This is a genomic window from Algoriphagus sp., from assembly GCF_024305035.1.
Taxonomy (GTDB): Bacteria; Bacteroidota; Bacteroidia; order Cytophagales; family Cyclobacteriaceae; genus Algoriphagus.
Genome location: NZ_JAMWZB010000023.1, coordinates 1 through 12,611 on the forward strand (window position 1 = coordinate 1; position 12,611 = coordinate 12,611).

General features: G+C 44.5%; 12 protein-coding genes. 3 read left to right on the top strand and 9 right to left on the bottom strand.

What is annotated here, in order from left to right:
* Positions 1-96: 96 nt before the first annotated feature.
* Both gldA and Q0L00_RS13680 read right to left on the bottom strand, forming a co-directional pair.
* The gene (gldA, locus tag Q0L00_RS13675; RefSeq protein ID WP_297337444.1) at positions 97-1,002 is read right to left on the bottom strand and encodes a gliding motility-associated ABC transporter ATP-binding subunit GldA; all 906 of its coding nucleotides are present in this window, start codon (positions 1,000-1,002) and stop codon (positions 97-99) included.
* Between the two features lie 153 nt (positions 1,003-1,155).
* A complete protein-coding gene (locus Q0L00_RS13680) occupies positions 1,156-2,442 on the bottom strand; it encodes an amidohydrolase (protein ID WP_297337445.1) in 1,287 nt (428 codons plus the stop codon).
* A 141-nt stretch (positions 2,443-2,583) separates the two neighbouring features.
* Between Q0L00_RS13680 and Q0L00_RS13685 the strand changes: the two genes are divergently transcribed.
* Positions 2,584-3,282, top strand: a complete 699-nt coding sequence (locus tag Q0L00_RS13685; protein WP_297337446.1) for an SDR family NAD(P)-dependent oxidoreductase — start codon at positions 2,584-2,586, stop codon at positions 3,280-3,282.
* A 142-nt stretch (positions 3,283-3,424) separates the two neighbouring features.
* On the opposite strand, the gene Q0L00_RS13690 is transcribed toward Q0L00_RS13685, so the two are convergent.
* The 3 genes from Q0L00_RS13690 to Q0L00_RS13700 are packed head-to-tail and all read right to left on the bottom strand — an operon-like array spanning position 3,425 to position 7,280.
* The gene (locus tag Q0L00_RS13690; RefSeq protein ID WP_297337447.1) at positions 3,425-4,159 is read right to left on the bottom strand and encodes an MIP/aquaporin family protein; all 735 of its coding nucleotides are present in this window, start codon (positions 4,157-4,159) and stop codon (positions 3,425-3,427) included.
* Between the two features lies 1 nt (position 4,160).
* On the bottom strand, positions 4,161-5,660 hold the full coding sequence (glpK, locus tag Q0L00_RS13695; RefSeq protein WP_297337448.1) for a glycerol kinase GlpK: 1,500 nt from the start codon (positions 5,658-5,660) through the stop codon (positions 4,161-4,163).
* A gap of 54 nt (positions 5,661-5,714) precedes the next feature.
* A complete protein-coding gene (locus tag Q0L00_RS13700) occupies positions 5,715-7,280 on the bottom strand; it encodes a glycerol-3-phosphate dehydrogenase/oxidase (protein WP_297337449.1) in 1,566 nt (521 codons plus the stop codon).
* 114 nt (positions 7,281-7,394) lie between these two features.
* On the opposite strand from Q0L00_RS13700, the gene Q0L00_RS13705 reads away from it, so the two are divergent.
* Positions 7,395-8,156: a DeoR/GlpR family DNA-binding transcription regulator gene (locus Q0L00_RS13705; RefSeq protein ID WP_297337450.1), complete on the top strand. Its 762-nt coding sequence runs from the start codon at positions 7,395-7,397 to the stop codon at positions 8,154-8,156.
* Here Q0L00_RS13705 and Q0L00_RS13710 read toward each other — a convergent pair.
* Both Q0L00_RS13710 and Q0L00_RS13715 read right to left on the bottom strand, forming a co-directional pair.
* Complete coding sequence (locus Q0L00_RS13710; RefSeq protein ID WP_297337451.1) at positions 8,153-8,653, bottom strand: phosphoglycerate mutase family protein; 501 nt, start codon at positions 8,651-8,653, stop codon at positions 8,153-8,155. The two genes, Q0L00_RS13705 and Q0L00_RS13710, sit on opposite strands and share 4 nt — an antisense overlap.
* Positions 8,654-8,817: 164 nt before the next feature.
* Positions 8,818-9,552 carry an RluA family pseudouridine synthase gene (locus Q0L00_RS13715; protein ID WP_297337452.1) on the bottom strand — a complete coding sequence of 245 codons (735 nt, stop codon included), beginning with the start codon at positions 9,550-9,552 and terminating at the stop codon, positions 8,818-8,820.
* A 109-nt stretch (positions 9,553-9,661) separates the two neighbouring features.
* Between Q0L00_RS13715 and Q0L00_RS13720 the strand changes: the two genes are divergently transcribed.
* On the top strand, positions 9,662-10,846 hold the full coding sequence (locus Q0L00_RS13720) for a 6-bladed beta-propeller (RefSeq protein WP_297337453.1): 1,185 nt from the start codon (positions 9,662-9,664) through the stop codon (positions 10,844-10,846).
* 1 nt (position 10,847) lies between these two features.
* On the opposite strand, the gene Q0L00_RS13725 is transcribed toward Q0L00_RS13720, so the two are convergent.
* Together Q0L00_RS13725 and Q0L00_RS13730 are read right to left on the bottom strand one after the other, a co-directional pair.
* Positions 10,848-11,822, bottom strand: coding sequence for a YpdA family putative bacillithiol disulfide reductase (locus Q0L00_RS13725; protein WP_297337454.1), 975 nt, complete (start codon positions 11,820-11,822; stop codon positions 10,848-10,850).
* Positions 11,819-12,583, bottom strand: coding sequence for an NRDE family protein (locus tag Q0L00_RS13730; protein WP_297337455.1), 765 nt, complete (start codon positions 12,581-12,583; stop codon positions 11,819-11,821). Before Q0L00_RS13730 ends, Q0L00_RS13725 begins: the two co-directional genes overlap by 4 nt.
* Between the last annotated feature and the right edge of the window lie 28 nt (positions 12,584-12,611).

Genomic DNA, 12,611 nt, shown 5'->3' on the forward strand with positions numbered 1-12,611 from the left:
TGCTCGATTTCATCTGTTTATAATTTGTTTTTTAGCCATCAGATGGAATCTCGCAACTAATCATCCCCGTGTGTGATGGCCACATCATGCTCGATTTCATTTGGTGATTTCTCTAAATAATTCTTCCAGGTTTTTCCTTGATTGACCGAGATTAACCAAGCTTAGGTCTCGCTCTTGTAAGAGCGTCAATATAGCTTTTCGGGCTTGAATCGCATTTTCAACTTGGATTCGGATTTCTCTTTTTCCTTTTTGACCATAGTGAACCTGCCCAAACTGCTCAAACCAAGCTAAGTCTAATTCTTCCTCTGTCTCCAAAACTAATTGGATCTCTTGATTGGTGGTCTGAAGGTTTTCTAAGCTATCTGCCGCTAGGATTTTGCCTTTATTGATGATGACGACATCCTTGCAGATGGCTTCGACCTCCTGCATGATGTGGGTAGAGAGGATGAGTGTTTTGTCCTGAGCTACGTCCTGGATGAGTTTTCGGATATCGGCTAGCTGATTGGGGTCGAGTCCGGTCGTGGGCTCATCCAAAATCACGACTTTAGGATCGTGAATGAGTGCCTTGGCCAATCCAACCCGTTGCTGATAGCCCTTGGAGAGCTGTCCGATTTTTTTGTGTTGTTCCGGCCATAGTCCGGTTTTCTCAAGCATCTCCCCTAGACGACTTTTTAATTTAGCGCCGGATAGCCCATATACTCCGCCTGCAAAAGTCAAAAATTCCCTTACATACATCTCTGAGTATAATGGATTTTTCTCCGGCAAATAGCCAATCAAAGGAGCTATTTTTTTGGGATGAAGTAGGGCATCTTCTCCGAGAACGTTGACTTGGCCACCATCGGCGGGGACATAGCCGGTGATGATTTTCATCGTGGTGGATTTGCCTGCTCCGTTTGGACCCAGAAATCCCAAAATACGCCCCGGTTTGGCAGTGAATGAGACTTCATCCAAGGCTTTTTGGGAACCGTAATTTTTACATAATAAAGAGACTTCTAAGGACATAGGCGATAAAAGAGACCAACCGGGAGTTCACCCGCATGGCAAAGGGCAAAAACCCGGTTGAGAAGGTCTAGAGCAAAAATAGACAATGAGCATGGAAAGGCAAGGTTTTTAAAAACCTTTCACATTCAAATTGTACTTGGAGAATACCCAGTATTAATCCAACCCTTCCATATAATCTACTGCGAAATAGCTCAGTGCACGAACTCCCAAAACAAACCCGCTTTCATCGATGAAGAAATCAGGCGTGTGATGAGAAGGGGTTTTGAGTGGATCACCGCCTTTTTTCATTCCTCCCAGAAAGATAAAGAATCCGGGTTTTTCCCGTTGGAAAAAGCTGAAATCCTCCGCTCCGGTGACTGGCGGCATGGCAATGACATTTTCTTGTCCTGCCACAGCGATCATGGAGGGGGTGATTTTTTGGGTGAGCTCCGGAGGATTTACCGTGGAGGGATAGAGTTTTCCGATCCGTACATCAGCTTTTGCTCCAGCACTTTCTGCAATGTTTGTAATGACTTCTGAAATGCGACGATGGACTAGTGCTTGCTGTTCATCACCGAAAGTTCGGATGGTTCCGATCATTTCGACCTCCTCGGGGATAATGTTATGTCTGATTCCACCGTGGATTGCGCCAATAGTGACTACAGCTGGGTTTTCAGTGATATTGACATTTCTGGAAAGGATAGTTTGCAGGCCCATTACTGCCTGGGAAGCTGTGACAATAGGATCCACACTTGACCAAGGGGAGGCACCGTGAGCCTGGGTTCCGGATATGGTCACTTCTAGATTATCCACAGCTGCCATAAATGGCCCTGAGCGATAGCCGATTTTCCCTGCCTCCATTTGCGACCAAATATGCAATCCAAAAATAGCATCCACATCTTCCATCACGCCTTCTTTGACCATCAACTCCGCTCCAAAACTATCCACGTCATAGACTCCCTCCTCGGCAGGCTGGAAAATAAATTTGATGGATCCTTTGAGGTCCTCTTTCATTCCGGCCATGACTTCAGCTACTCCCATCAAAATCGCCACATGAGAATCATGTCCGCAAGCATGCATAACACCGGTTTGCTGTCCATTATAAGTGGCAGTATTGACGGATTTGAAAGGGAGGTCATTTCGTTCCGTTACGGGCAAAGCGTCCATATCTGCCCGCAAGGCGACGGTTGGGCCAGGTTTTCCGCCTTTCAAAACGCCCACTACTCCTGTGACGGCGACATTTTCGGTGACTTCCATACCAAGTGAACGAAGGTGATTTGCGACGATTTTGGCGGTTCGTGTTTCCTGATTTCCCAACTCAGGGTATTGATGAAAGTCCCTTCGCCACTCGATGACTTTGGATTCTATTTCATTGGCTTTTTCGTCAATTTTGGGGCGGAGATTGCTTTGAGCTACTGCCGAAAAGGACAGCAATAGCAGGAGAAGGAGAATAGTTCTCATTTTGATGAAAGTTGGTGGTTTGTACTAATGTAAAATACAATTTATGGATTTTAGGGGAAGTAAAGTTGGATGACGATAAAAAAGGAAGATAAACGAACCAAAATGGATTTTTGAGCTTTTTAATGCAAACAGAAAATTACTATGGAACTTAAAAATAAAATAGCAGTAGTCACAGGAGTCAGCAAAGGCATCGGTTTGGAATTGGTCAAATTATTGGTGGAAAAAGAAGTCGTTGTTGCTGGTTGGGGTAGAACCAAACCTGAATTGGCTCATCCAAACTTCCACTTCTTCACCTGTGATGTTTCCCAAGAAGAATCCGTGGAAGATGCTTACCAAGAGACGATTCAAAAGTTAGGCTCAGATATCCGAATTTTGGTGAATAATGCGGGATTTGGAGTGGCTGGAGCGACTGAGACCTTTTCCACTGCCGATTGGAAAGCCATGTTTGATACCAATGTACATGGGATTTTTTACACCACGAAGCGATTGATTCCTGGGATGAAAAAAGCCGACGAAGGCCATATTCTTAATGTCGCCTCGATTGCTGGATTAAATGGAGTGAATCAATTTGCCGGATATGTGGGGACCAAACACGCGGTTCGGGGAATTTCGCATTCGCTATACATGGAGTTGCGGGACTTTGGAATTAAAGTTTCGACGATCTATCCCGGTTCGATTCAGACCAATTTCTTTGATGATATCGAAGGCATGCAAGCCCATGAAAATATGATGCGACCCATCGATGTGGCGATGACCATGCTTCAGACCTTGGAGACCCACCCCAATTATTTTGTGGCTGATGTAGAGTGCCGACCACTTAGACCTAGAGGGAAAAAGTAATCCAGGTGAAATCGAGCACGACGCGAGCGACACACAGAGGCATGACTTTCAACCCTGCGAGATTCCATGTGACCGCTAAAAAAAATTACAAACACATGAAAAAAAAGCTCAGAATTGGAAAATATTCTGAGCCTCTTTTGAATTAAAACCCAACTATAAAATACAATCCTGAAGCCAAAGCTGCCCCGACAATCGGGCCGAAAATAGGTACCCAAGCATAGCCCCAATCTGAATCTCCTTTTCCTTTGATAGGTAGGATTTGATGGATAATTCGAGGGCCTAAGTCCCGAGCCGGATTGATGGCGTATCCAGTGGTACCGCCAAGTGATAGGCCGATGACCCATACTAAAAAGGCTACTGGAATCGCTCCAATGGAGCCAAGTCCAATGGGTGTTTGGTTTTCATCGGCGATTTCAGCTCCGGTGATGTAAAGGATGACAAAAATCAAAACAAAGGTCCCGATCACTTCGGAGAGGAAATTATTTTTCAAATTTCGGATGGCAGGACTGGTCCCGAAAGGTGCCGCGATTTCTCCAGGGTCTGAGGTTGCTTTGAAATGGTCGATATGCAGAAGATAGGAAATTAATGCACCCAAGGCAGCTCCCAAAACCTGTGCACCGATGTATCCAGGTGCCATGGCCCAGTCAAATTTTCCAGCAAAAGCCAATCCTACCGTCACTGCCGGATTTAAATGCGCTCCGCTGTAGGGACCAGCAACGACTACGCCGGTAAAAACTGCCAAAGCCCATGCCGTGGTAATGACTAGCCAACCGCCATTATTTCCTTTGGTTTGAGGCAAAACGACATTGGCAACTACTCCCGAACCCAAAAGGATAAGCAGTCCGGTTCCAATTATTTCTGCTATGTATGGATTCATTTTATTCTACCCAGTTTTTAGATCGTTCGACTGCTTTGTGCCAAAAATGCAATAAATTTTCCCGTTTTTCATCTTCCATTTGGGGTTGAAAGCTTTTGTCCGCTTTCCAAAGCGCTTTGATCTCGTCTAGATCCTTCCAAAACCCGACGGCCAAGCCTGCCAGAAATGCCGCTCCGATGGCTGTAGTCTCGATGATTTGGGGTCGTTTGATTTCGCATTCCAGAAGGTCGGATTGAAACTGCATCAAAAAATTATTAGCAGTAGCCCCACCATCCACACGAAGTTCTTTGGTTTTTTTTCCAGCATCTTTTTCCATGGCTTTGAGCACATCATAGACTTGATAGGCGATGGCTTCCAATGCTGCCCGGGTAAAATGTGCAATGGTCGTACCTCGAGTTATGCCGAAAAATGCCCCTCGTGCATCCTGATCCCAGTGCGGTGCTCCCAGCCCTGCTAATGCAGGCACAAAATATACCCCTTCATTATCCGGTAGGCTCATGGCAAGCTTCTCGGACTCTTTGGCATGCCCAAATAATTCGATGCCGTCGCGTAGCCATTGAATCGCTGCCCCACCGATAAAAACCGATCCCTCCAAGGCATAATTGATTTCATCTCCGATTTTCCATGCAATGGTAGTCAAGAGTTTGTTTTCTGAGCGTACGGCTTCTTTTCCGGTATTCATCACCAAAAAGCATCCAGTTCCATACGTGGTTTTAGCCATGCCAGGTTCGGTGCAAAACTGCCCAAAAAGTGCCGCTTGCTGATCTCCTGCAATTCCAGCGATGGGGATCCTGCTTCTCAAAACATCTCCGGCTGTTTCGCAAAATATTTCCGAGCAACTTTTCACTTCGGGAAGCATGGATTTTGGGATCTCCAACAGCTCACAGAGTTCATCATCCCATGCTTGGGTATGAATGTTGAAAAGCATGGTTCGACTGGCATTGGTGATATCGGTCAGGTGATGCTTCCCTTTAGTTAGCTTCCAGATGAGCCAAGAATCTACCGTACCAAAAGCCAATTCTCCAGCTTCTGCTTTTTCTCGGGCTCCTTCTACGTTTTCAAGAATCCAGCGGATTTTAGTTCCCGAAAAGTAAGCGTCAATGATAAGGCCGGTTTTGGAAGCAATAAGCTCCGCATGACCTTTATCTTTTAAACTATCGCAAAAATCAGCGGTTCGACGATCCTGCCAGACGATGGCATTAAAAAGTGGTTTACCGGTTTTCCGATCCCAAACGATAGTGGTTTCCCGTTGATTGGTGATGCCTATGGCGGCGATTTCATCAACCGATACCCCCTGATCTACCATGCATTCAATCATCACAGAAGATTGGGTTTTCCAGATTTCTTCGGGATCATGCTCCACCCAGCCTTGTTTGGGAAAATGCTGCTTAAACTCTTTTTGGGCGACCGAAACGATCTGGCCTTTTTTGTCAAAAATAATGGCTCTCGAACTCGTTGTTCCTTGGTCGAGGGCCATGATGTAGGGTTTGCTTTGGGTCATTTTTTGGGTTAATTGATGGTTTTGACTTACTCTACTTTCAATCTTGTAAGTAACTCAGCCTTTAATTAAATACTTTTCGGCCACTTTTCTAAAATCTTCCAGCTCTTGCTTAATCCATCCCTCATCTTTTTGGAGCAGGTGAGCTAATAATTTTGCAATTTTCTCAGCTGAATCCAAAGCGGCTTGTGCATCCAAAATCAGCATGCGGATTCGTCGTGAAAGCACATCTTCTACTTTAACGGCCATTTCGTTTTCTACGGCCCAAACTACCTCTGCCATTAAATTGGGAAAATCCGGATGAATTTTTTCAGCTAATTCTGCCTGGCTTTTTGCCAAGTCTTGGATCGCTTTTGCATCTGAACCGTAACCGGCCCAATGCCCAGTTGGGATCTTCGTAGTATGTCCGTGCAGTTTCATATCAAGTGATGCACTGGGGGCAAGATACGCTTCGGTAATTTGTTGAAAATAGTTCACCGTGTCTTCACCCATTTTTCGGAAAGTGGTCCATTTCCCTCCAGTCAGAGTTACTAGGTTACTTTCGGAGACGATTACCTTATGAGACCGGGATATTTCTTTGGTTTTTGCTCCTTCCTCTTTGGGTCGTGCTAAGGGGCGAAGTCCGGCAAAAACAGCTTTCACATCCGCTCTTGTCGGGGCCTTGGTTAGGTAGCCGGCCGCCGTTTCGAGCACAAAATCGATTTCTTTTTCCAGAGCTTCGGGTTCCAATTTGGCTTTTTTTCGCAGGGTATCCGTGGTACCCACAACCAATTTGTTATGCCAAGGAACTGCAAAAAGGACGCGGCCGTCTTTAGTTTTGGGGATCATTAGCGCATCTTTTCCTCCTAAAAAATCCAAGTCCATCACCAGGTGGATTCCCTGACTGGGCTGGATCATTTTGTCACATCCCGGTTTATCCATTTGGAGGATTTTATCTGCAAAAACTCCTGTAGCGTTGACCACCATTTTTGCCTTGAGGGTATAGTTCTTTCGATCGAGTTCATCACGAATTTTCAGTCCGGTGACTTTCCCATTTTCGTTTTTGACCAATCCTTTTACTGCTGTATAATTGAGGATACAAGCTCCTGCATCATCGGCAGTTTGGGCGATGGCCAAGGCGAGCCTGGCGTCGTCAAACTGTCCGTCGTGATAGACTACCCCGCCTTTGAGTCCTTTTTGTTTTACCGCGGGAAGACGTTTGATCGTTTCTTCTTTTGATATAAAGCGGCTTTTCCCAAGTCTTAATTTGCCGGCCATCCAATCGTAGATTTTCAGACCTACGCTGTACTGAACCCGATCAAACCAGGAAAAAATCGGAATAATAAAGGGTTGGTTTTGGGTAAGGTGAGGAGCGTTTTGGAGTAGTTTTCCTCGCTCTTTGAGAGCCTCGAATACCAATCCTACATCGCCCTGAGCTAGGTAGCGTACGCCGCCATGGACCAGTTTGGTACTTCGGCTGGAGGTACCTTTGGCAAAATCCGCTTTTTCTAAAAGAATTACTGAAAGTCCTCTGGAAATTGCATCGAGGGCTACTCCCAAGCCGGAAGAACCTCCGCCGATCACGGCAATATCCCAAGTTTTAGAACTGTCAACTAGTTGTTTTAAGTTTTCTTCTCTATTCATTTGAATCAAAAATAGAAATAAAAGAAAGTAAAAAGAAATAAAAAGAAAGTGAATATTTATTTTTTTCTTCACTTTTCCTTTCTTTTTTTAATTTAGTAAAAAAATTCTAGCTGAATGACCCTAGCAGAGCGACATCGTTACATTTTAGATCAGTTGGCCAAAACGGGGATGGTGACCGTTTCGGATTTGGCTAAGGAACTGAATGTCACGATGGTGACCGTACGAAAGGATCTTAAGCTGTTGGAAGATAAAGGTTTACTTTTTCGTTCGCATGGAAGTGCCACTTCGGTGTCACCTTATGTGTCGGACCGCTCTGTTCAAGTCAAAAAGTTGGAACAGGTGGAAGAAAAAAGAAAAATTGCACAGAAAGCTTTGGATTTTTTGGAGCCGAATGAGGCGATCATCATTGGCTCGGGCACGACGGTTGGGGCATTTGCACAGGCAATCCCCAGAAATTATCCGCTTACTGTACTGACGTCGGCGATGAACGTGGCCTTGGCACTGATCGATACCACTGAGCTCGAACTCGTGCAACTCGGAGGGGTGGTACGAAAGAGCAGCAGTTCGGCCGTAGGATATTTTGCAGAAGAGATGCTGAAGAGTTTTGCCTGCAGCAAGCTTTTCTTAAGTGTGGATGGGATCAGTCTGGAGCATGGCTTGACCACTTCGAATATGATGGAAGCCCATTTAAATGTCGAGATGATTCGGTCGGTGCAGAAGACCATTGTGCTGGCCGATAGTCAGAAATTTGGGAAGAAAGGCTTTGGAAAAATTTGCGAACTTGAGGATATCGATGTTATTATCACCGATTTGGGGATTCCTGAAATCTACCGGGAGAAGCTGGAAGAGAAGGGGATAGAAGTCTGGGTAATTTAATAATCTTTATATAGCTTCCTCACCACGGAGCTACCATTTTTCTCCAAGCGGACCTCATAGATAAAATCATATTCGATGTCTTGGAGATCTTTGAATTTTTCGCCCTCATCCACAAAGTAATTGGCTAGTCGGCTAACCGTATTACTATGTCCGACCACCAGGATATTGCCTTCTAAGCTTCGCAATTGCTCCACGAGCGAATCATGGTTGCTGGGGTCATAGAACTGAATATCCACTTTAGCTTGCTGAGCAGTAGGCTGCACAGTCAATCGGGTTCGCTTGTAATCCGTGCTAAAGACATGCTTGATTTCTTGGTTTTCGAGAATCTGGGCTAGTTTTTTTGCTCGGAGCTGACCCACTTGTAGTAATTCAGGGTCTGGATCATTTACGAGTTGCTTTTCGGCATGCCGGACAATGTATAGGGTTTTGGGATTATTTTGGGAAGTGCAGGATGCCAGTAAACCGATCAGGATGAAAAAGACGATTAAGTTTTTCATGAGGAAGAAATGGTTGCTTTGCGAAATATAGTAGAAATGAATTGTGCTTTATTCGTGTTCTGTTTGGCTAGGTCTCTAGTGAAAGGCTCCAAGAAACACCCTTTGCGACGTGGTACTATTGCGGGTAATTTTTGTCTTTTCCATGCTTTAGGGGAGAAAATAAATTATCCCGAGAAAGTATTGTCCAAATGCTGATCCTTGGCTTTGATTTCCTCAAATTCCAAAAACTGCTCCCAAAACTCATTTTCCAGAAGTGCAGCCCGTAAATACAGCTTTTCCTTTTTGATTGGATGGACAAAAACCAAATTAAAAGCATGCAGATTGATGCTGGCGTCGGGATTGGGCTTGGCAAACCCATACTTTAGATCTCCTCGGATCGGACATCCCATCGAGGCTAATTGCACGCGAATCTGATGCGGGCGACCGGAGACAGGCCGGACCTCAAGTAGCCAGTGGTCGTTGAGTTTGCCGAGAGTCTTGTAGTTGAGTTCGGCTTTTTGTGAACCCGGTACTTCTCGCTCATGCGCCGTGACGATGTTTTTGTTTTCGTCTTTGGTCAACCAATGGGTGAGTTTGCCCATTTCCTCCTGAGGACGTTTTTTAACCACCGCCCAGTAAACCTTATGAATATCCCGCTTGCGGAAAAGCTCCATCATGCGCTCCAAGCCTTTGCTGGTCCGGGCAAAAACCACCAAACCGCTTACCGGCCGATCCAATCGATGTACGGGATGCAAAAAAACCGCTCCAGGCTTATCGTATTTTTTGGCGATATAATCCTTGCAATAATCGGTGAGCGTTTTGTCTCCGGTTTTGTCCCCTTGGACCAGAATTCCCGCGGCTTTATTGACCACGAGTAAATGATTGTCTTCGTAAACGACGTTGAAGGGCTTCTTTTTCATAACTTTTGCAAAGGTAGGGAATTTGTGGGGGAGTAATTGACAGACTTCTTTTTTACCCAAGAAATGTTAATTATTATTTTGTATGTTAGTCGTTTAAATCCAGGACTCTATGAAGTTACTATTGATTATTTCAGCCCTTTTTTTGATTTTTTCCTGTTCACCTTCACAAAAAGAAGAAAACACGAATCTCCGCACACCTCAGGTAACGCTCGAAAAGACTGACTCTGTTGTTGTCAAGGATATTTTGGCGACTGTATTTTTATTTCAGGGGAAGATAGACAATCGTTTCATTTTTAGAGATCTGGCATCTTCCGAAGTTTATGTTTTTGATGAAAAGGGAACGTTTTTGAATCAGTGGAATAAGGAAGGTGATGTTCCAGGCAAGTTTTCCATGTCTTCTGGGAACTTTCACTTTGACCGAGAAGGTCGTGCCGTGGTACTGGATATCATGCATGGATTAAAAGTCTTGGAATTGGATGGAGATGTGGTGCAGGATTTTAATATCTACCAAAATCAAGTTAGTCTTGCTGGGGGATTTTCACTTTTTGATAGTGAACAATTAATGGAGAAAAATGGCCAAGAATATTTGCTTTATTCATTAGATATCATCGAAGAATACGATGGGGAATACAATCCGGAGTTTCTGAAAGAAAGAAAAAATCTCTTGCTGACTAATCTGAAAACCAATGAAACAGAAAAACTTATTTCTTTTCCTGAGGACTCTCAATTTCGGAATGGACAAGTCTTCTATTTTCGGGATTTCAGACCGATTTTTCATTATGATCAAAAGCAAGAAAAGTTGTATTTGATGTTTCAAGGTGAAAATATTCTTTATACCTATGATTGGTCCGGAGATCAGCCACAACTGGTCGAGTCAAAGGATCTACAACTTGAAGGTTTTGAACGAGCTGAGGGTTTTGAGCCTGGTTCTATTCAGCTTGGAAAGTTTTCCGATTTTAAGAAAAGGCCATTTCCTTCCAGCATTCTTAATTTAACAACGTATGGGCCCAATTTGCTGATTAGCTACGCTGGGACTCCTCAGGACAAATCAGCTATTGCAAGGGTTGTGAATGGTGAAGCCTCTAATGAAACAATGACTAAATTGAGAAATGAAACTCCTGCTGGAATTATGCTCTTGCGGCCTGATGGGGAGCTTATTCCTGTGGACTTTCCTCCCATGCATTACGGAAGCTTTAAAGTAATTGGAGACGATATTTATTGGATGAAAAAGCCCAATCCCGAAGAAGAAGCTGAAGAATTTACGGTCTATTGGGGAAAGCTTCGAATTGAGTGATTTAGCTTAGTTTTTTTGCAATATCTCCCATGATCGACTCGGCATGCACAATGGAGTTTTCGATGAAAAACTCCCGTGTATTCAATCCTCCGCAGACCACTCCTGCAAGATAAACGCCGGGCACATTGGATTCCTGATTGGCTTGGTCGTAGCAAGGCTGGCGCTTTTCGTCCAGCGACAATTCTACGCCCAACTGATCCAAAAGTGCAAAATTGGGTTTGTAGCCCGTCATGGCCAGTACAAAGTCGTTTTCGATCGTGACCTCACCCTCGGGAGTCGAGATGACTACTTCTTTTTCCCGGATTTCCTTGACTTTGGAGCGGATAAAGGCCTTGATGCTTCCTTCCTTGATGCGGTTCATGATGTCAGGGCGAACCCAGTATTTTACATTATCATCCACTTCATCGCCGAGCAAAACCATACTTACCTTAGCTCCTTTGCGCCAAGTTTCCAATGCGGCATCCACGGCCGAATTGGCCCCACCGACCACTAAAACTTTTTGGGCGATAAATGGCCAGGGCTCCTTATAATAATGCATCACTTTGGGGAGATCTTCGCCGGGAACATTCATTAAGTTGGGCAAATCATAAAAACCGGTGGCCAGGACGATTTTCCGGGTTTGGTAATTACCTTTTTCTGTGGTGATCAGAAAATTTTCCCCAGATTTCTCCAAGGTTTTTACCCCTTCGTAGAGATTGACTTTAAGCTGAAAATGGGAATAAATGCGACGGTAATATTCTAAGGCCTCCGTGCGGGTAGGCTTATTTTCGATGGACATAAACGGAATCCCTGCCATTTCCAAGCGATCCGAAGTGGAAAAAAATCGCATATTGATCGGATAATTGTAAATGGAATTGGTCAAAGCACCTTTCTCCAAAATCAAATAATCCAAGCCGTTTTTTTGGGCTTCCACACCACAGGCGAGTCCGATGGGACCTCCGCCCACGATAATGACATCAAAAATTTTTTCGCTCATTTCTTTTCTAATTTAAATTGCTCAAGCGCGTCGCTGAAGATTTGCTCGTTCCATTCATAGCTTCTTTCAGTAATAGAAATATCTCCCGATTTGTTCCAAATTATCGAGCTTGCCGAGCGTGTCCCGTAGTTTCCATTGGCTCGAATGAGTTGGGCAGAAAGTGCGATTTCCAGATCTTTGGGTGCTCCGGTGTTGGGAAGCTTTTCTAGAGGATAGGTTTCTTTCGACTTTAGGATTTCTAACAGGGCTGCATGAGAAAATTCAGTATCCAGAGTCCTTTCAAGTTGGTTTTTTGCCAATTCGGTTTTTGGCCAAGGCTCATCCATCAGTCCATTGCTCAAGCCATAAAGTCCAGGCTGAACCTCTTTTATTCCGGTTCCAAAATTACTCAAATAGAAAAGGTCTTGCCCATCTGAAACGAGTAGATTAAATCCTTCGTAGCGATCGTTTTCTTTTTCGATCTCCTTTAAATAATCCTTTGGAGCGATGGAGTCCTCCAAAAAATCCTTCACCAGTTTGCCCCGACTAATTTCACCATAACCCATTTTTCGGAAATCCCGAAAATTGGTCAGCAGAGACCAGCGCCCATTGGGATGAAAACCCATCCAAGTGCCTCCGCTTTTTAGGTCTTTTCCACCAAAAAATCCAGTTTCCCACTGATGCACCTTTGCCGTAGGCCGCTCAAAAAACTCATCCCTATTGGCCGAGATGATTAAGGGATAGTCAGATTGTTCTTTCCAAGAAAAGGCTACAAGGCACATGGCTTAAAGATAAAATAAAGGCCGGAAA

Bases quoted from the DNA above. Each gene is read 5' to 3' on its own strand.
- gldA (WP_297337444.1), bottom strand. From the start codon at position 1,002: ATGTCCTTAGAAGTCTCTTTATTATGTAAAAATTACGGTTCCCAAAAA.
- Q0L00_RS13680 (WP_297337445.1), bottom strand. From the start codon at position 2,442: ATGAGAACTATTCTCCTTCTCCTGCTATTGCTGTCCTTTTCGGCAGTA.
- Q0L00_RS13685 (WP_297337446.1), top strand. From the start codon at position 2,584: ATGGAACTTAAAAATAAAATAGCAGTAGTCACAGGAGTCAGCAAAGGC.
- Q0L00_RS13690 (WP_297337447.1), bottom strand. From the start codon at position 4,159: ATGAATCCATACATAGCAGAAATAATTGGAACCGGACTGCTTATCCTT.
- glpK (WP_297337448.1), bottom strand. From the start codon at position 5,660: ATGACCCAAAGCAAACCCTACATCATGGCCCTCGACCAAGGAACAACG.
- Q0L00_RS13700 (WP_297337449.1), bottom strand. From the start codon at position 7,280: ATGAATAGAGAAGAAAACTTAAAACAACTAGTTGACAGTTCTAAAACT.
- Q0L00_RS13705 (WP_297337450.1), top strand. From the start codon at position 7,395: ATGACCCTAGCAGAGCGACATCGTTACATTTTAGATCAGTTGGCCAAA.
- Q0L00_RS13710 (WP_297337451.1), bottom strand. From the start codon at position 8,653: ATGAAAAACTTAATCGTCTTTTTCATCCTGATCGGTTTACTGGCATCC.
- Q0L00_RS13715 (WP_297337452.1), bottom strand. From the start codon at position 9,552: ATGAAAAAGAAGCCCTTCAACGTCGTTTACGAAGACAATCATTTACTC.
- Q0L00_RS13720 (WP_297337453.1), top strand. From the start codon at position 9,662: ATGAAGTTACTATTGATTATTTCAGCCCTTTTTTTGATTTTTTCCTGT.
- Q0L00_RS13725 (WP_297337454.1), bottom strand. From the start codon at position 11,822: ATGAGCGAAAAAATTTTTGATGTCATTATCGTGGGCGGAGGTCCCATC.
- Q0L00_RS13730 (WP_297337455.1), bottom strand. From the start codon at position 12,583: ATGTGCCTTGTAGCCTTTTCTTGGAAAGAACAATCTGACTATCCCTTA.